Origin of the sequence: Kitasatospora sp. NPDC086791, assembly GCF_040685975.1 — a bacterium.
In the GTDB taxonomy this organism is placed as follows: domain Bacteria; phylum Actinomycetota; class Actinomycetes; order Streptomycetales; family Streptomycetaceae; genus Kitasatospora.
In genome coordinates this window covers 53,155-70,646 of the sequence record NZ_JBFBOC010000026.1, presented here as the reverse complement: position 1 = coordinate 70,646, position 17,492 = coordinate 53,155, and the positions used below count along the sequence as shown (strand labels likewise).

Annotated in this window: 16 protein-coding genes; 9 read left to right on the top strand and 7 right to left on the bottom strand. The window is 72.2% G+C overall.

Features of this window, described 5'->3' with window-relative positions; translation table 11 throughout:
• Positions 1-57: 57 nt before the first annotated feature.
• The gene (locus AB0Q99_RS26810) at positions 58-618 is read right to left on the bottom strand and encodes a hypothetical protein (protein WP_363575933.1); all 561 of its coding nucleotides are present in this window, start codon (positions 616-618) and stop codon (positions 58-60) included.
• A gap of 111 nt (positions 619-729) precedes the next feature.
• Between AB0Q99_RS26810 and AB0Q99_RS26805 the strand changes: the two genes are divergently transcribed.
• The 7 genes from AB0Q99_RS26805 (at position 730) to pyrE (ending at position 9,267) form a co-directional block, all read left to right on the top strand.
• Complete coding sequence (locus tag AB0Q99_RS26805; protein WP_363575931.1) at positions 730-1,893, top strand: pyridoxal phosphate-dependent aminotransferase; 1,164 nt, start codon at positions 730-732, stop codon at positions 1,891-1,893.
• Positions 1,894-2,069: 176 nt separating this feature from the next.
• Positions 2,070-2,216, top strand: a complete 147-nt coding sequence (locus AB0Q99_RS26800) for a hypothetical protein (RefSeq protein WP_363575929.1) — start codon at positions 2,070-2,072, stop codon at positions 2,214-2,216.
• Between the two features lie 130 nt (positions 2,217-2,346).
• Positions 2,347-4,239, top strand: a complete 1,893-nt coding sequence (locus AB0Q99_RS26795) for an alkyl sulfatase dimerization domain-containing protein (RefSeq protein ID WP_363575927.1) — start codon at positions 2,347-2,349, stop codon at positions 4,237-4,239.
• Positions 4,240-4,965: 726 nt separating this feature from the next.
• Positions 4,966-5,496 (top strand): DUF2617 family protein, encoded by a 531-nt coding sequence (locus tag AB0Q99_RS26790; RefSeq protein ID WP_363575925.1) that lies wholly within the window; start codon positions 4,966-4,968, stop codon positions 5,494-5,496.
• Positions 5,497-5,695: 199 nt separating this feature from the next.
• Positions 5,696-7,393 (top strand): polyamine aminopropyltransferase, encoded by a 1,698-nt coding sequence (locus tag AB0Q99_RS26785; RefSeq protein WP_363575923.1) that lies wholly within the window; start codon positions 5,696-5,698, stop codon positions 7,391-7,393.
• 229 nt (positions 7,394-7,622) lie between these two features.
• Entirely contained in the window at positions 7,623-8,687 is a 1,065-nt protein-coding gene (locus AB0Q99_RS26780) for a hypothetical protein (protein ID WP_363575922.1), read from the top strand.
• Between the two features lie 43 nt (positions 8,688-8,730).
• Positions 8,731-9,267 (top strand): orotate phosphoribosyltransferase, encoded by a 537-nt coding sequence (gene pyrE / locus AB0Q99_RS26775; RefSeq protein ID WP_363575920.1) that lies wholly within the window; start codon positions 8,731-8,733, stop codon positions 9,265-9,267.
• 120 nt (positions 9,268-9,387) lie between these two features.
• On the opposite strand, the gene AB0Q99_RS26770 is transcribed toward pyrE, so the two are convergent.
• Positions 9,388-10,107 carry a VTT domain-containing protein gene (locus AB0Q99_RS26770; protein ID WP_363575918.1) on the bottom strand — a complete coding sequence of 240 codons (720 nt, stop codon included), beginning with the start codon at positions 10,105-10,107 and terminating at the stop codon, positions 9,388-9,390.
• A gap of 356 nt (positions 10,108-10,463) precedes the next feature.
• On the opposite strand from AB0Q99_RS26770, the gene fbaA reads away from it, so the two are divergent.
• Positions 10,464-11,486, top strand: a complete 1,023-nt coding sequence (gene fbaA, locus AB0Q99_RS26765) for a class II fructose-bisphosphate aldolase (RefSeq protein WP_363575916.1) — start codon at positions 10,464-10,466, stop codon at positions 11,484-11,486.
• Between the two features lie 100 nt (positions 11,487-11,586).
• Here the strand turns inward: fbaA and AB0Q99_RS26760 are convergent, their stop codons facing one another.
• Entirely contained in the window at positions 11,587-12,006 is a 420-nt protein-coding gene (locus AB0Q99_RS26760) for a DUF3151 domain-containing protein (protein WP_363575914.1), read from the bottom strand.
• Between the two features lie 281 nt (positions 12,007-12,287).
• Here AB0Q99_RS26760 and AB0Q99_RS26755 point away from each other — a divergent pair, with 281 nt between their 5' ends.
• On the top strand, positions 12,288-13,115 hold the full coding sequence (locus AB0Q99_RS26755; protein ID WP_363575913.1) for a DUF3152 domain-containing protein: 828 nt from the start codon (positions 12,288-12,290) through the stop codon (positions 13,113-13,115).
• Between the two features lie 34 nt (positions 13,116-13,149).
• Here the strand turns inward: AB0Q99_RS26755 and AB0Q99_RS26750 are convergent, their stop codons facing one another.
• The 4 genes from AB0Q99_RS26750 to purS form a co-directional block, all read right to left on the bottom strand.
• Complete coding sequence (locus AB0Q99_RS26750) at positions 13,150-14,016, bottom strand: sterol carrier family protein (RefSeq protein WP_363575911.1); 867 nt, start codon at positions 14,014-14,016, stop codon at positions 13,150-13,152.
• A gap of 83 nt (positions 14,017-14,099) precedes the next feature.
• A complete protein-coding gene (purL, locus tag AB0Q99_RS26745; RefSeq protein WP_363575910.1) occupies positions 14,100-16,355 on the bottom strand; it encodes a phosphoribosylformylglycinamidine synthase subunit PurL in 2,256 nt (751 codons plus the stop codon).
• Positions 16,355-17,032 carry a phosphoribosylformylglycinamidine synthase subunit PurQ gene (purQ, locus tag AB0Q99_RS26740; RefSeq protein ID WP_363575908.1) on the bottom strand — a complete coding sequence of 226 codons (678 nt, stop codon included), beginning with the start codon at positions 17,030-17,032 and terminating at the stop codon, positions 16,355-16,357. The genes purL and purQ overlap by 1 nt, the downstream gene beginning before the upstream one ends.
• Positions 17,029-17,283, bottom strand: a complete 255-nt coding sequence (purS, locus tag AB0Q99_RS26735; RefSeq protein ID WP_363575906.1) for a phosphoribosylformylglycinamidine synthase subunit PurS — start codon at positions 17,281-17,283, stop codon at positions 17,029-17,031. Before purS ends, purQ begins: the two co-directional genes overlap by 4 nt.
• Positions 17,284-17,492 lie beyond the last annotated feature (209 nt).

Below are 17,492 nucleotides of genomic sequence, written 5' to 3'. Positions count from 1 at the left end.
GCATACGTGATGTACCGGGCCTGCCCTGTTATGGGCTGATGGCCTTCCTGGACAGCATCAGGAATCAGCACCCTTCGGGCCCAGCCGACGAGCGAGACGCGCAGCAATCTCCGGCAACACCAGCTCCACTCGGCGGCGAAACAGGCCCTTGACCACGAAGAAGCACGAGAACCTCCCGTACGGGCCGATCTCTCGGCACTCGTAGAGGCCGTTACCGCGGAGCGGCCAACCGTAGGGCTGGCCGCTCCGGCTGAGGAAGGTGCGCGCGTACACGTACTTCTCGTTCGTGCCACGGATCTTGGCGACCCAGCCAGCCGAGACGGAGCAGATGAGGCGCTGGGGCGTGATAGACACGTCGGGAAACGGGGCAGCTGGATCCGCGCTGGCGACGTCAAGGGGCATATCGAGCGCCGCTGTCGATGCTGCGGTCTGTTCGGCGGTGGCGTGCCGTGCGCACACTCCTGGGTGCTCGCCGATGCCGTACCAGGGCATCAGCTTGTTCCGGCAGCGAGTCCCCGCCTTCGTCATGGTGGTGCACTGGTTCACGCGCTCCTCCGCCTCCCCTGCGGCCAGCCGTTCAACCTTGGCGGCGGTGATCCTATATGCCTGGGTTGCCACCGGCCCGGCTACGGCACCAGTTGGATTACTGGGTCGGCGGGTTGTGCGTGCTTGTCCATCCCCCGCCAACCATCAGAGGATGGCCCTCACGACGAGCCGTGAGGAGCCGAGATGGGTACCAGGCCGCTGCTGAACCGCCGACTGGCCGGCATGGGAACGACGATCTTCGCCGAGATGTCCGCCCTGGCCACTGCCACCGGCTCGATCAACCTTGGGCAGGGCTTCCCTGACACAGATGGGCCTGAGGAGGTCCGCGAGGCGGCCGTGCGCGCCCTGCGCGAGGGCCACGGCAACCAGTACCCGCCTGGCCCCGGTATCCCTGAGATGCGGCAAGCCATCGCCGAGCACCAGCAGCGCTTCTACGGCCTGTCGTACGACCCGGATGCTGAGGTGCTGGTCACCGCCGGAGCTACCGAGGCGATCGCGGCGGCCCTGCTGGCCCTGCTCGAACCCGGCGACGAGGTGATCGCGTTCGAGCCGTTTTACGACTCGTACGCCGCCTGCATCGCCATGGCCGGCGCCGTCCGCGTCCCGCTCACCCTCCGGGTCCCGACCTTCCGGCCCGACCTGGACCAGCTGCGCGCGCTGATCACCCCGCGCACCCGGCTGCTGCTGATCAACACCCCGCACAACCCCACCGGCACCGTGCTGACCGCCGACGAGCTCGCCACCATCGCCGAACTCGCCGTCGAGCACGACCTGTTGGTGGTCACCGACGAGGTGTACGAGCACCTGGTCTTCGGCACAGCCGCCCACCACCCGATCGCCGCCCTGCCCGGCATGCGCGAGCGCACCGTCACCATCTCCTCGGCCGGCAAGACCTTCTCGTACACGGGATGGAAGGTCGGCTGGGTCACCGCGAGCCCGGCCCTCGTCTCGGCGGTCCGCACGGCGAAGCAGTACCTCACCTACGTCAGTGCCGGCCCCTTCCAGTACGCCGTCGCCGAGGCGCTGCGGCTGCCCGACACGTACTTCGACACCCTCCGCGCCGACCTGCTCCGCAAGCGGGACCTGCTGGTTGACGGCCTCTCAGCGGCCGGCCTCCGCGTCTTCACCCCCGAGGGCACGTACTTCATCACCACCGACATCACTCCGCTCGGGGAGAAGGACGGCCTGGAGTTCTGCCGTTCCCTGCCCGCGCGCTGCGGAGTGGTCGCGATCCCGAACGTCGTCTTCTACGACAACACCGAAGCCGGTCAGAGCCTGGTCCGGTTCACCTTCTGCAAGAAGGACGAGGTCCTGAGCGAGGCGGTGGCACGGCTCCAGCAGCTCTGACCGACCTGGCCCGGACCGCCCCGCGAGTTCGCCGCCGCCGGGACAGCCGAGGCGCAGATGCGGCGCCTCCCGCCCGGCGGTTGACTGGAGGCGGTGGCCGCGGACGCGACGTGGTCGGAACGGCCGCGGTCACCGACGACGTGGAGCAGGGACGCAGAGCAGGAAGGAGACCGTCCGTGAGCGCCGAGAGCAATGTCGCGACTGTCAAGGCGATCTACGAGGCATTCGGCAGGGGCGACGCCCAGGCCATCCTGGACGCGGTGAGCGACGATGTCGACTGGGCCACCGAGACCACCTCGACGGCGGCACCGTTCGGCGCCTAGGAGCCCGGACCGGGCGTCCTTGCGGCAGGCCCGGTCCCGGTGCGCGTTCGACGGCACTGGGCAGGCGCCCCGGAGGCACCCCGGCAGGCGCCCGGGCTGGAGTCGTCGAATCCGCATGGAGGAACGAATCATGGATACGACGCAGAAGCCGGCCACCGCGCCGATCCTCGCGGCGCACGAGGCGCTGTCGAAGTCGCTGCCGATGGGTGACGAGCAGGACTTCGCCGACGCGCGCCGCGGGTTCCTCGGCGCGCTGGATCCCGCGGTCGTGAAGGATGCCGCGGGCCGGGTGGTGTGGGACAACGACTCCTACGCGTTCCTCACCGGCGACGCACCGGCAACGGTGAATCCCAGCCTGTGGCGCCAGTCGACGCTGACAGCCCTCCACGGCCTGTTCGAGGTGACTCCGGGGATCTACCAGGTCCGCGGGCTGGACCTGTCCAACGTGAGCTTCGTCGAAGGCGAGCGCGGCATCATCGTGATCGATCCGCTGATCTCCGTGGAGACGGCCGCCGCCGCGCTCGGCCTGTACCGCCGCCACCGCGGCGACCGTCCGGTCACCGGGGTGATCTACACGCACAGTCACGCCGACCACTTCGGCGGAGTCCGCGGGGTGGTGTCGCAGGACGATCTGGACAACGGCCGGGTACCGATCGTGGCGCCGGAAGGGTTCATCGAACACGCAGTCAGCGAGAACGTCTTCGCCGGCACCGCGATGGCCCGCCGGGCCGGGTACATGTACGGAGCCGCGCTCCCGCGCGGACCGCGGGGCCAGGTCGGGACGGGGCTCGGCCAGACCACGTCCACCGGCTACCTCACCGTCGTCCCGCCGACGCTCTCCATCTCGACGACCGGACAGGAGGAGGTCGTCGACGGCGTCCGGATGGTGTTCCAGATGACGCCGGACAGCGAAGCGCCGGCCGAGATGCACGTCCACTTCCCGGAGCCGCACGCGTTGTGCGCCGCGGAGAACGCGACCCACGTGCTGCACAACATCCTCACCATCCGCGGCGCCCTGGTCCGCGACCCGCACGTCTGGGCCGGCTACCTGACCGAGGCGATCGACCTGTTCGGCGCCGACCTCGACGTCGTGTTCGCATCCCATCACTGGCCGACCTGGGGCCGCGAGCGGGCCGTGGAGTTCCTGGCACTGCAGCGCGACCTCTACGCCTACCTGCACGACCAGACACTGCGGATGCTCAACCGGGGAATGACCGGCGCCGAGATCGCCGAGGCGATCGAGCTGCCGCCCGCACTGCACGCCGCCTGGCACGCCCACGGGTACTACGGCTCGGTGAGCCACAACGTCAAGGCGGTCTACCAGCGCTACATGGGCTGGTACGACGGCAACCCGGCGCACCTGTGGCCGCACCCGCCCGTCGAAGCGGCCCACCGGTACCTCGACTACATGGGCGGCGCCGACGCCGTCGTGGACAAGGCCAGGGCCTCGTACGCCGCCGGCGACCTCCGCTGGGTCGCCGAGGTGCTCGACCACGTCGTGTTCGCACAGCCGGAGCACGAAGCCGCACGGGAGCTGCTCGCCGACACCTACGAGCAACTCGGCTACGGCGCGGAGAACGGCACCTGGCGCTGCGCCTACCTCTCCGGAGCGCACGAGCTGCGCCACGGCGGCTTCGGCACCCCCGCCTCGCCCATCACCCCCGATGTGCTCGCCCAGCTCACCCCCGAGCAGCTCTTCGACGCCCTCGCGGTCCGCGTGAACGGCCCACGGTGCTGGCACGAGCACCTCACGCTCGACCTCCACCTGACCGACACCGGCGTCCGCCACCGCCTGGTGCTGCGCAACGGAGTGCTCACCCACACCGCCGCGGCGCAGAACACCCCGGCCGACGCCGTGCTCCACATGCCAGCCGCCGCACTTCCCGCCGTCGCCACCGCCGGCGCGGACCCCGACGCTCTCGCCGGGGCCGGCATCACCGTCGACGGCGACCAGGGCGTGATCGGGCGTCTGCTCGCGTCCCTCGACGCCCCCGACCCGGACTTCGCCATCGTCACGCCGTGACCACGCACGGGCCGGCAGTGACGTACCCGAGCCGCCGGACGACCCGCCAGGACGCCACAGCCAACGCCGGAGAAAGCGCGGAGGCTGGTCCGTCGCACGCGAATGAGTGTCACCCACGTCGGCGCCGCCCCCGTTTCGACGCCGCCCTTAGCCTGATCCGCTGCACTTTCTGCAAAGGGGGTGACGTGCTCCGGGAGTCCGTGGCCCGCAGGCGGCGCGCATGTCGGCTCGCGCGCTCCCTTTCACGCCCTTCGGACAGGAGCGACTCCACCTCGGAAACGGTTCTGAAGTACCCTCAACTCGCTTGATCAGAATGGCCGTTCATTGCCCGCGCGACGCACCTGACGCCCCTTCCGGCACCTCTCCGTCGCCCTCCCCGCTCCGCGCGTGGAGGGCGACGGCGTGTGACATGTGCGAAGGGCGCACGACCGGCGCGCACGGCGCGTGACCCGGTGGCAGGGGCGCGCGCTGTGCAAAGTCGCACACCGGGTCGATCAGAGTCGGGAAGCAGGTGTGCTCGAAACGGTGAATGCTTGACAAAGTTGGGTAAATCACCGGCGGGCCTGGCGTATTCGTGCTTCTCTGCTGCTGAATCTCCAGCCGGAATCCTTCCTTCCACGGTCGGCCGCGCCCAGGGCCGCACAGCCACGAACAGCCTCGCCATCGCGGAGGGCCTACTCGCTGCTGCTCGGCGGGCGCGCACGGAGCTGAAACGCGGAGCCGAGCATGCTCACCACACTGCAGACCTCCTACACGGACACCCGCGCCGGTGACCTGGCCTGGTGCCTCGGCGGCGAACCGCTGCCCGCGCTCGCGGTCCGCGACCTGAGACTCGACGGAGGCGGCCGTCCGGGCACGACCGGCACCCTCCAGCTGCGGCTGCTGGGCGCCTCGCACCAGGTGGTGATCGACGCCGGTCCCGGCCGGTGCCTGGAGACCGTCGCGTGTCTGCCCGGCCGCCGCACCCCGCTGCCGGCCCGGGTCGCCAAGCAGGTCGGCGGCTGGGAGTACGAGTTCGCCGCCCGGATCGAGGCGCTGCCGCCGCACGACTTCGCGGCCCGCGCGCAGGAACTGCTGGCTCTGGTCGAGGGCCACCCCCGCGGTCTCGCCGGGGTCTTCCCGGGCGACCCGAGCGCCTTCACCGCACTGGTCACCCAGGGCGGTGCGGACCGCCTGCTCTGGCGGACCTGGCACGCCTACCCGCAGGAGGGACAACTGGTGTGCACCCGCTCCTCGCTCGTGGTGCCGGGCCCGTGACCGCCGGAACCGCCGAGACCACCAAAACCACCAAAACCACCGAGACCACCGGGATCCCGGACGGAAGCGCCGATCCGGACATACGCAACACAGCACAAGCCTGCGAATCGTACGCAGGAACGATTCGTCAATCCGGCGACACTCACTGTCCGTCGGATGGGCGCAGCTATCCGTGCCGCACGTCCCCTAGCGTTTGTTCGTGATCAACCATCCGGCCGGTCCGCCCGCACGCCCGCGAGTGGACCTCGACGACGGCGCCCCACCCCGGCCCGGGCACGGCCTCGCCCCACCGCCCACCCGCCGTCGATGCCGGCTGCGCTCCCGCCCCCGGCTCGCCCGGCTGACCGTCCTGATGGCCACGTTCGTCTGCGCGGCCTGCGGACTGGTCTACGAGCTCGAACTGGTCGCGCTCGGCGACTACCTGCTCGGGGACACCGTCACCCAGACCTCCGTCGTGCTCTCCGTCATGGTGTTCGCGATGGGCCTCGGCTCGCTGCTCGCCAAACGGCTCACCAGCCGGCCCGCCACCGCCTTCGCCCTCGTCGAGTGCGCGCTCGCCCTCACCGGCGGGCTCTCCGTCCTCACCCTCTACTCCAGCTGGGCCTGGCTCGGCCGCTACCAGGCCGCCATGGTCGCCCTCACCTGCCTGATCGGCATCCTGATCGGCGCCGAGATCCCCCTGCTGATGACCCTCATCCAACGGATCCGGCGCGAGGACGCCGGCCGCGCCGCGGCCGACCTGTTCGCCGCCGACTACGTGGGCGCGCTGATCGGCGGCCTCGCCTTCCCGTTCCTGATCCTGCCCGCGCTCGGCCCCGGCGACGGCGCGCTCCTCACCGGCGCCGTCAACACCGTCGCCGGCTCCGCCGTCGTCCTCTGGCTCTTCCGCGAGGAGCCCGCACCGCGGATACGACGGCTGCTCTGGGCCGGCTGCCTGCTCGTCCTCGCCCTGCTCGCCGCCGCCGCGGCCGGCTCCGACGCGATCGAACGCGCCGCCCGGCACGCCCTCTACGGCGACCAGGTCCGCTACGCCACCCGCAGCCGGTACCAGGAGATCGTGCTCACCGGCCCCGCCGAGGGCCCGCTCCGGCTCTACCTCGACGGACGGCTCGCGGTCTGCGGGCCCGACGAGTACCGGGCCGGCGAGGGCCTGGTCCACCCGGCCATGGCCGCCGGCCCGGACACCCGCGTGCTGCTGCTCGGCGGCGGCGACGGGCTCGCCCTGCGGGAGGTGCTGCGGCACCGCGGCGTCCGCGTCGTCCGGCTGGTCGACGCCGACCCCGCCCTGGCCCGGCTCGCCCGCACCGACCCCGGACTCGCCGCCCTCGGCGACCACTCCCTGGACGACCCCCGGGTCCGCACCACCACCGCCGACCCGATGGCCTGGCTGCGCGGCGCGGACGCGAGGGCGGAGGGGGGAACGGACGCGGCCACGGGTACGGGTACGGATCCGGGGGCCGCCGGCGGCGACGGACCGTACGACGTGGTGCTCGCCGACCTGCCCGCGCCGTCCGACGGCGGACCGGTCAAGTTCCACTCCCAGGAGTTCTACGGCCTCGCCGCCCGGCTGCTCTCCCCCGGCGGCCGGATCGCCGTCCGGGCCGGCAGCGACCCGGACGGCCTCTGGCGGATCGACTCCGGCCTGCGGACGGCCGGACTGCAGACCACGCCGTACGCCGTCCCGGGCAGCCCCAGCGCCACCTGCCGCCCGGGCCCCCCGGACACCGCCCAGCACTACCTCCTCGCCGCCGCCACCCGCCCGCCGCTCACCCTCGCCCCCGACGCCCCACCGCCCCGCGCGCTCACCCCCGACACCCTCCGCACCTCCGCCGCCCGCCTCACCGCCCGGCGTCCGGCCCACCCCCCCGCTGCCCTCACCCTCCTCAGCCCCCACTGACCGGAGGCCGCCCGACCCCGGGCCCGAGCCGCCAACGGCAGCCGCACCACCGGCCGGCGCCGCCGGAGGAACCGCCGGGCCCGCTCAGCCGCCGGGCGCGGGAGGGCGGTGGGCCCGGGCGGGGTGGCGGGGCGGGGTGGCGGGGCGGGGTGGCGGGGCGGGTGGGGAGGGAAAAGTCTGGTGGTGGTGGGTAGGGACCGGGCGGGGTTCGGTCGGTAGGCTCCGTGACATGGAGCATGAGGTTGTCGTCCCGATGTCCGCCGAGCTGGTGCGGCAGGCCTTGCAGGATCCGGCACTGCTGGCGCGGAGTGTGCCGGGGCTGAGCACCGAGCCGGCCGCGGTCGGGGGCGGCCCCGCCGAGGAGATCGGCGGGCGGCTGAAGCTGCGGATCGGCGGCTCCACGATCACGTACAAGGGCGTGCTGTCGCTGATCGAGGGCCGCGAGGGCGTGCTGACCGTACTCGCCGAGGGCGAGGAGGCCCGGGGCAGCGGTGAGGCGACCGCCACCGTCCGGGTCAGTGTCGCGGACGGCGCCGAGGACGGCACCGCCGCGATCCGCTTCACCGGCGACCTGAGCGCCACCGGCCGGCTGACCGAGTTCGACGCGGAGACCCTCGACACCACCGGCCGCCGTCTGCTGGACCGGTTCGCGGCCGCCCTGGTCGCGCCGGAGGGTGCGCAGGCCCAGGACCAGGACGAGGGCAACGACCAGGACCACGACCAGGCGCAGGAGCAGGACTCCGCGGCCGGGACCGCCGAGGTGGTCTTCCTGGAGGACCGCCAGGACCAGCCCGGCGACGACCTCGAAGACGACCTCTCCGACCTGATCGCCTTCTCCGACGCCGACGCCGAGCGCTTCGGCCTCCCCACCGGATCCGCCAACGACGACGAGGACGAGGACGACGGCGGGGCCGAGTCCGCCGACGGCAACGCCGTCGAGGCGGCGGACGACGTCGAGGAAGCCTCCGGCGCGCCGGACGCCGTCGCCGAGGAGATCCCCGTCGAGCCGCTCTTCGCGTACGAGGAGGAGCCGGTGCTCTCCGGCCCGGTGCGCCGCAGCATCGTCGGCCGGTCCGCCGAGGAGGTGGACCACGCCCCGCCGCGCGGCCCGTACGCCCCGGCGCTGCCGGCCCGCAGCGCGCGGGCCCGGGCGGCGTCCCGCTGGGGTGGCGAGGCGGGCGGGATCGTGGTGCCGGGCACCGGCGGCCGCAGCGCGGTGCCGTGGGTGATCGGCGGCTCGGTGGCGCTGCTGGGCGGTGCCGTGGTGCTGGTGAGAGCGTTGCGCCGCCGCTGACCGGGAGCGCCGGGGGCGTCGCCAGGCCCTAGACTGAACGCTCATGAGCAACGACCGCGACGCCCTGCTGGCACAGATCAAGGACAAGGCCGTCGTGCACGGCAAGGTCACCCTCTCCTCCGGCAAGGAGGCCGACTACTACGTCGACCTGCGCCGGATCACGCTGGACGGCGAGGCCGCCCCGCTGGTCGGCCGGGTGATGCTGGACGCGACCTCCCACCTGGAGTACGACGCCGTCGGCGGCCTGACCCTGGGCGCCGACCCGGTGGCCACCTCGATGCTGCACGCCGCCGCCGCGCGCGGGCAGAAGCTGGACGCCTTCGTGGTCCGCAAGGCCGGCAAGGCGCACGGCCTGCAGCGCCGGATCGAGGGCCCCGAGGTGAAGGGCCGCCGGGTGCTGGCGGTCGAGGACACCTCCACCACCGGCGGCTCGGTGCTGACCGCCGTCGAGGCGCTGCGCGAGGCGGGCGCCGAGGTGGTCGGCGTCGCGGTGATCGTGGAGCGCGGCGGCGCGGGCGCCGTCGAGGAGCAGGGCCTGGCGTACGTGACCGCGTACACCCTGGACGACCTGGCGCTCTGACCCCTCTGACGCCTCCGGCCCCACGGGCGGAGACGTCGGCAGACCACGGAGGGCCGGGTCCGTTTCACGTGAAACACGTGGAACGGACCCGGCCCTCCGCCGTCCGTGCGCGCCGGGCGCTCAGCCCCGCCGGTGCCGCCCGCCGCCGGCCTGCGCGGTGGTCTCGTCGATGTTGTCGGCGCCGCCCGCCTTCTTCTTCTTCCGCTCGCGCATGACCTCGATCAGGACCGGCGAGATCGACAGCAGCACGATCAGCAGCACCGCCGGGATCAGGTACTTGTCGATCACCGGGGCGAGCGCGTCGCCGAAGAAGTAGCCGATCAGCAGCATGGACTCGGTCCAGAGCACACCGCCGACGACGTTCCACACGAAGAAGGTCTTGGCGGGCATCTCCAGGGTGCCGGCGACCGGGTTCAGGAAGGTGCGGATGATCGGCATGAAGCGCGCCAGCACCACGGCCTTGCCGGAGCCGAACTTGTTGAAGTACTCCTCCGCCTTCAGCACGTACTCACGGCGGAAGATCTTCGAATCCGGCTTGTCGAACATCTTCGGCCCGATCTTGGCACCGATCAGGTGCCCCAGCTGGGCGCCGGCGATCGCCGCGATCGGGCAGCCGATGAGCAGCACCGCGATCGGCAGCTTGGCACCCTCGCCGAGCACCGACGAGGCGGCGTTCGAGGCGGCGACGCCCGCGAGGATCAGCAGCGAGTCACCGGGGAAGAAGAAGCCGACCAGCAGGCCGGTCTCCGCGAAGATGATCGCGATCAGCCCGATGGCGCCGAGGGACGAGATCAGGGATTTGGCGTCGAGCAGGTTGACGGCCAGCTGGTTGTAGTCCACGGGCGCAGGATAGCGGGCGTACCTTGCGGGCGAGCGGGCGTCCCGTGCCCCGGAGGCTGCTGACCGGGCCCTTCGCGGCGTCCCGCCCCACCCGCCCCACCGGCCGCACCGGGCGGTGTTCCGACAGGCGGGCTCCTGCTGACCTGCGGGCACGAGTCTGGGAAGATGGCCGAGGCGTCCGGTCCGCGGCGGCCCACCACCCTCATGGCCGCACCGCGGAGGTCGCCTCGAACCTTGGTGCCGGAGAGCCACACCGCAACGCAGCGCGTCGGCGGGCCGGCACGGAGTCGTCACGAAGGCGTACACAGCGTCGGACAGCACCGTCCGTACGCCGCAACCCGACAGGAGCGGATCGCATGCCCATCGCAACTCCCGAGGTCTACAACGAGATGCTGGACCGGGCCAAGGCGGGCAAGTTCGCCTACCCGGCGATCAACGTCACGTCGTCGCAGACCCTGCACGCCGCGCTGCGTGGTTTCGCCGAGGCCGAGAGCGACGGCATCATCCAGATCTCGACCGGTGGCGCGGAGTTCCTGGGCGGCCAGCACAAGAAGGACATGGTGACCGGCGCGGTCGCGCTCGCCGAGTTCGCCCACATCGTCGCCGCCAAGTACGACATCACCGTCGCGCTGCACACCGACCACTGCCCGAAGGACAAGCTGGACGGCTACGTCCGCCCGCTGCTGGCGGTCTCCGCCGAGCGCGTGGCCAAGGGTGAGAACCCGCTGTTCCAGTCGCACATGTGGGACGGCTCCGCCGAGACCCTCTCCGACAACCTGGAGATCGCCAAGGAGCTGCTGGCCCAGGCCGCCGCCGCCAAGATCATCCTTGAGGTCGAGATCACCCCGACCGGTGGCGAGGAGGACGGCGTCACCCACGAGATCAACGACGAGCTGTACACCACCGTCAACGACGCCGTGCGCACCGCCGAGGCCCTGGGCCTGGGCGAGCAGGGCCGCTACCTGCTGGCCGCCTCGTTCGGCAACGTGCACGGCGTGTACAAGCCGGGCAACGTCGTGCTGAAGCCGGAGCTGCTGCGCGAGCTGCAGGACGCGATCGGCAAGCAGTACGGCAAGACCGACCCGTTCGACTTCGTCTTCCACGGCGGCTCGGGTTCCACCGCCGAGGAGATCGCCACCGCGCTGGAGAACGGCGTCGTGAAGATGAACCTGGACACCGACACCCAGTACGCCTTCACCCGCCCGGTCGCCGGCCACATGTTCGCCAACTACGACGGCGTGCTGAAGGTCGACGGCGAGGTCGGCAAGAAGAACACCTACGACCCGCGCACCTGGGGCAAGCTCGCCGAGGCCGGCATGGCCGCGCGCGTGCTCGAGGCCGCCGAGCAGCTGCGTTCGGCCGGCAAGCGCCTGAAGTGAGCCCGGCGGCCGCGTGAAGTCGACGCGGCGGCCGCGTGAGACACGGGTGCCCCCGGCGGTCCTCCGCCGGGGGCACCCGTGTCTCGGGTTCCTGGGGTTCCTACTGCTTGAGCTCCGCGTACGCCTCCGCGCTGCTGTCCTTCAGGAACTGCCAGCAGCGGGCCTCCTCCTCGGTCTCCTTGATCGCGCCGGCCGCCCGCGCGAGCGCGGCCAGGCAGCGCAGGAAGCCGCGGTTGCCGCGGTGCTCCCACGGCACCGGGCCGTGGCCCTTCCAGCCGTTGCGCCGCAGCGCGTCCAGACCGCGGTGGTAGCCGGTGCGGGCGTAGGCGTACGACTCGACGTACCGGCCGGCCGCGTTGGCGTCGTCGGCGAGCATCGCCCAGGCCAGGCAGAAGGTCGGGAACTCGGCCGCCACCTGGGTCGGTGAGGCCGACTCCTCCGCCAGCATCCGGTAGGGACGCTCCTCCTCGGGCAGGAGGGTCGGTTCGGGGCCGTCGAGAAGATTCCTGTGAATCGCCATGCCCTGAAGTCTGCCACCCGAGACGCAGGGGTCAACCGCCGCACCGTGGTCGACGGGCCCGTGCGGGGCGTTCGGTGCGGCCCGGCCCCGGGTCCGCACCCCGGCCGGCACCCGTCCGACACCCCGTTACGCGATCTGCATACCGGGTATGTGGACATTCACCCGTTCGCCATGCCAAGGTGACGATCGTGCCCGCAGCCCGACCCGCCGCCAGGCGAGCCGCCCCGCACCGAAACGGCGGCCGCAGACGTCGCCGACCGCGCCGGAGAGTGGCCCTTGGCATGCTCACGGCACTGGCGGTGACCGCGCTGGTCCTGGGCGCCACCGCGCTCGTGCTGCACCGGCCCTCCGGCACGCCGGCCGCCGCGCCCACCACCCAGGCGCGGGCCGTCCCGCCGGGCGAGGAGACCATCCCGGCGGAACCGACCCCGCCGCCGGCCCCGGCCACCACCCCGACGACCCCGTCCACACCCACGCCCACACCGCCTCAGGACCCGGCGCCGACACCCACCCCCGTCCCCACCCCCACCGGACCGGACCCCGGCCCCGGCAAGGGGCCGGGCACCTTCACCACCGCCCCCGCCACCGCCAAGGCGGTCGGCCGCGGCACCGTGCGCCGCTACCTGGTCGAGGTCGAGGACGGCATCGGGATCGACGCCGCGGCCGCCGCCGCCCAGATCCACGGCATCCTCGGTGACCCGCGCGGCTGGACCAACGACCGCCGGAACGGCTTCCAGCTGGTCGCCGCCGGCCCGTACGACTTCACCGTGAGGATCGCCTCGCCCTCCACCGTGGACCGGATCTGCGGCGCCTCCGGCCTGGACACCCACGGCGAGGTCAACTGCAACGTCGGCAACCAGGTGCTCGTCAACTCCAAGCGCTGGAACACCGGTTCACCGCAGTTCAGCGGACCGGTCGACGAGTACCGGGCGCTGATCGTCAACCACGAGGTGGGCCACCGGATCGGCCACGGGCACGAGGGCTGCCCCGCCCCGGGCAAGCCCGCACCCGCGATGATGCAGCAGATCTACGGGCTCAAGGGCTGCACGCCCAACGCCTGGCCGTACACGGCGGACGGCACCTACCTGAGCGGGCCCGCCGCCCCCTGACGCCTCCCCCGCGGCCCGGCCGACCGGCGCTCCGCTAACCGAACACCGGCAGGTGGGCCCGCAGGTCGCTGCGCTCCCCGGAGGCGGACACCGCGGCCGCGTCCACCGCCGCCGCCCAGTCGGTCCGCCCGGTCGCCAGCCGGATCCAGGTCAGCGGGTCGGTCTCGACCACGTTGGGCGGGGTGCCCCGGGTGTGCCGGGGGCCCTCGACGGCCTGCACCACGGCGTACGGCGGGATCCGCAGCTCGACCGCGCCGCCGGGGGCGCGGTCCGCGAAGGCGTCGGCCAGCATCCGGGTGACGGCGGCGACGGCCTGGCGGTCGTGCGGAAAGGCGTCCGGGCCGAGCGCGTCCGCCAGGTCGTCGGCGTGCACCACGGCCTCGACCAGCCGGGTCACCAGGTAGTCGGTCAGCAGCATCGGCCGGCCGACGACCACGGCGGTCCGCCGCCCCGGGTCGGCCGCCGCGAGCCGGTCGAGCGCGGCCCGCACGGCGTCGAGCGGCCGGTCGAACGCGGCGGCCACCCCCTCGGGCGGGCCCGCGAACCCGGTCGCCGTGGACGCGGTCACGGCGGCGTCGACCGCCCCGGCCATCGTCCGGCTCAGTTCCGCGTAGCCGGCCAGCGAGAGCACCGGACCGACCGGCACCGGCCCGTCCGGTCCGGCCATCGCCTCGCCCGGCACCGGCCCGTCGGCCGCCCGGTCGCCCACCGCGGCCGGCAGCCCGCCCAGCGCCAGGCTCAGGTGCGCCAGCAACTCCCGTACCCGCCAAGACCCGAGACGGGTCGGCCGGTCCAGGTCCGCCGCCGTCAGCCGGTGCACGACGGCCCGCAGCGCCTCGTTCTGCGCCAGCAGCGCGGCGCTCACCTTCTGCGGCTGGTACGTCCGGGGTTTGGCAGGCATGGTCCTCAACATACGCCGAGGGGCGGGAGGTTCACCAGGAACCACCCACCCCTCGGGAGCCGTGCGTCAACGGGAGCCGTGCGTCAGCCCAGCAGGGCCTCGATGACGCCGGTGTGGGCGTCCTTCAGCTCGGCCAGCGAGACGCTGAACTGCCCCTGGACGTCCAGGTCCTGGCCGTCCACGACACCGATCCGGGTGGCCGGCAGGCCACGCGCGGTGCACATGTCGTTGAACCGGAGCTCCTCGCTGCGCGGCACCGCCACGACGGCGCGGCCGGCCGACTCCGAGAACAGCAGGACGAACGGGTCCGTGCCCTCGGGCACGACGATCCGCGCGCCGTGGCCGCCCTTGAGGCAGCTCTCCACCAGCGCCTGGCCGAGACCACCGTCGGAGAGGTCGTGCGCGGCGTCGATCATGCCGTCGCGCGAGGCGGCGATCAGGATGTCGCCGAGCAGCCGCTCGCGCTCCAGGTCCACCGCGGGCGGCAGGCCGCCGAGGTGCTCGTGGACCGCCTGGGACCAGGCCGAGCCGCCGAGCTCGTCCGCCGTGTCGCCGAGCAGGTAGAGCAGCTGCCCCTCCTCGGCGAAGGCGACCGGGGTGCGCCGGGTGACGTCGTCGATGACGCCGAGCACCGCGACCACGGGGGTCGGGTGGATGGCGACCTCGCCGGTCTGGTTGTAGAGCGAGACGTTGCCGCCGGTGACCGGGGTGCCGAGCACCAGGCAGGCGTCGGCCAGGCCGCGGGTCGCCTCGGCGAACTGCCACATCACGTCCGGGTCCTCGGGGGAGCCGAAGTTGAGGCAGTCGGAGACGGCGAGCGGCTTGGCACCGCCGGCCGCGACGTTGCGGTACGCCTCGGCCAGGGCCAGCTGGGCGCCGGTGTACGGGTCCAGCTTGGCGAAGCGGCCGTTGCCGTCGGTGGCGACCGAGACGCCGAGGTTGGTCTCCTCGTCGATCCGGATCATGCCCGAGTCCTCGCCGACCGAGAGCACGGTGTTGCCGAGCACGTAGCGGTCGTACTGGTCGGTGATCCAGGACTTGGAGGCCTGGTTCGGGTGGCTCACGACCTTCAGCAGGTCGGCCTTGAGGCCCTCGCCGGTGGTCGGGCGGGCCAGCCGCTCGGCGGTCGGGGCGTCGGCCTGCAGCGCGTCCTGCCAGCTCGGGCGGGCGTACGGGCGCTCGTAGGTCGGGCCCTCGTGGGCGACGGTGCGCGGCGGGACGTCCACCACGAGGTCGCCGTGCCAGTAGATCTCCAGGCGCTCGCCGTCGGTCACCTCACCGATGACGTTGGCGATGACGTCCCACTTCTCGCAGATCTCCAGGAAGCGGTCGACCTTGTCGGGCTCCACGATCGCGCACATGCGCTCCTGCGACTCGCTCATGAGGATCTCCTCGGGCGAGAGCGTGTGGTCGCGCAGGTGCACGGTGTCGAGCTCGATCCGCATGCCGCCGGAACCGGCCGAGGCCAGCTCGCTGGTGGCGCAGGACAGACCGGCGCCGCCGAGGTCCTGGATGCCCTTGACGAGCTTCTCGCGGAAGATCTCCAGGGTGCACTCGATGAGGAGCTTCTCCTGGAACGGGTCGCCGACCTGGACCGCCGGACGCTTGGCCGGCTTGGTGTCGTCGAAGGTCTCCGAGGCCAGCACCGAGACGCCGCCGATGCCGTCGCCGCCGGTGCGGGCGCCGTACAGGATGACCTTGTTGCCGGCGCCGGAGGCCTGCGCGAGGTGGATGTCCTCGTGCTTCATGACGCCCACGCACAGCGCGTTGACCAGCGGGTTGCCCTGGTAGCAGGAGTCGAAGACGACCTCGCCGCCGATGTTCGGCAGGCCCAGGCAGTTGCCGTAGCCGCCGATGCCCGCGACGATCCCGGGCAGCACGCGCCGGGTGTCCGGGTGGTCGGCCGCACCGAAGCGCAGCGGGTCCATCACGGCGACCGGGCGGGCGCCCATCGCCAGGATGTCGCGCACGATGCCGCCGATGCCGGTGGCCGCGCCCTGGTAGGGCTCGATGTACGACGGGTGGTTGTGCGACTCGACCTTGAAGGTGACCGCGTAGCCCTGGCCGACGTCGACCACACCGGCGTTCTCGCCGATGCCGACGAGCATCGCGTCCGAATCGGGCTTCTTCTCGCCGAACTGCTTGAGGTGGACCTTGCTGCTCTTGTACGAACAGTGCTCCGACCACATGACCGAGTACATCGCGAGTTCGGCGCCGGTCGGGCGGCGGCCGAGGATCTCCCGGATGCGCGCGTACTCGTCCTCCTTGAGGCCGAGTTCGGCCCAGGGCTGGGCGGCGTCCGGGGTCTGCTCGGCGTTCTTGACGGTGTCGAGGCTCATCAGGCGTTCACCAGCTGCTTCAGGACGGAAGTGAAGAAGCCCAGGCCCTCGGTGGTCGGACCGGTGAGCGGCTCCACGGCGTGCTCCGGGTGCGGCATCAGGCCGACGACATTGCCGGCGGCGTTGGTGATGCCGGCGATGTCGCGGTACGAACCGTTCGGGTTGACGTCCAGGTAACGGGCCACCACCCGGCCCTCGGCCTCCAGCTCGTCCAGGACGTGCGCGTCCGCGACGAAGCGGCCCTCGCCGTTCTTCAGCGGGACGACGATTTCCTGGCCCGCCGAGTAATCCCCGGTCCAGGCGGTGCCGGCGTTCTCGATGCGCAGCTTCTGGTCGCGGCAGATGAAGTGCAGCGAGTCGTTGCGGGTGAGCGCGCCGGGCAGCAGGTGGGATTCGCAGAGCACCTGGAAGCCGTTGCAGATACCGAGCACCGGCATTCCGAGCTTCGCCTGCTCGATGACGGTCTCCATCACCGGGGAGAAGCGGGAGATCGCACCGCAGCGCAGATAGTCGCCGTAACTGAATCCGCCCGGCAGGACGACGGCGTCGACCTGGTGGAGATCCTTGTCACGGTGCCAGAGGGCGACCGGCTCGGCACCGGCGAGGCGGACCGCCCGCTGGGCGTCGCGGTCGTCGAGCGAGCCGGGGAAAGTGACGACGCCTACGCGGGTGGTCACTTGCCCTCCTCCTCGACCCGGACGGTGAAGTCCTCGATCACGGTGTTGGCGAGAAAGGTCTCGGCGGCTTCGCGGATACGGGCGAGCGCCGCGTCGTCGACCGGGCCCTCCACATCCAGCTCGAAACGCTTGCCCTGGCGGACGTCGGCGATCCCGGCGAATCCGAGACGGGGCAGTGCACGCTGCACCGCCTGTCCCTGGGGGTCGAGGATCTCCGGCTTGAGCATGACGTCGACTACGACGCGTGCCACTGGCACTCCCGGTGGTGTCTTCGGTGAGGCGGGGGAACTCCAGACTACCGGTGGTTTCGGGCAGGATTGCTGGCCGGGGATAGCGACGCGCGTAGACCAGGGCCCCTTACGCCGCAAGGGATCCGAACCCCCGACCCCCCGTCCGGGGCGGCCGGTTTCCGCGGATTCGGCGCCCGGAACCGGCGCCTCCGGAGAACACCCGAATACGG

What these genes read in the sequence shown, in the direction of transcription:
- AB0Q99_RS26805 (WP_363575931.1), top strand. Translation starts at nt 730, where the DNA reads ATGGGTACCAGGCCGCTGCTGAACCGCCGACTGGCCGGCATGGGAACG.
- AB0Q99_RS26795 (WP_363575927.1), top strand. Translation starts at nt 2,347, where the DNA reads ATGGATACGACGCAGAAGCCGGCCACCGCGCCGATCCTCGCGGCGCAC.
- AB0Q99_RS26790 (WP_363575925.1), top strand. Translation starts at nt 4,966, where the DNA reads ATGCTCACCACACTGCAGACCTCCTACACGGACACCCGCGCCGGTGAC.
- AB0Q99_RS26780 (WP_363575922.1), top strand. Translation starts at nt 7,623, where the DNA reads ATGGAGCATGAGGTTGTCGTCCCGATGTCCGCCGAGCTGGTGCGGCAG.
- pyrE (WP_363575920.1), top strand. Translation starts at nt 8,731, where the DNA reads ATGAGCAACGACCGCGACGCCCTGCTGGCACAGATCAAGGACAAGGCC.
- fbaA (WP_363575916.1), top strand. Translation starts at nt 10,464, where the DNA reads ATGCCCATCGCAACTCCCGAGGTCTACAACGAGATGCTGGACCGGGCC.
- AB0Q99_RS26760 (WP_363575914.1), bottom strand. Translation starts at nt 12,006, where the DNA reads ATGGCGATTCACAGGAATCTTCTCGACGGCCCCGAACCGACCCTCCTG.
- AB0Q99_RS26755 (WP_363575913.1), top strand. Translation starts at nt 12,288, where the DNA reads ATGCTCACGGCACTGGCGGTGACCGCGCTGGTCCTGGGCGCCACCGCG.
- AB0Q99_RS26750 (WP_363575911.1), bottom strand. Translation starts at nt 14,016, where the DNA reads ATGCCTGCCAAACCCCGGACGTACCAGCCGCAGAAGGTGAGCGCCGCG.
- purL (WP_363575910.1), bottom strand. Translation starts at nt 16,355, where the DNA reads ATGAGCCTCGACACCGTCAAGAACGCCGAGCAGACCCCGGACGCCGCC.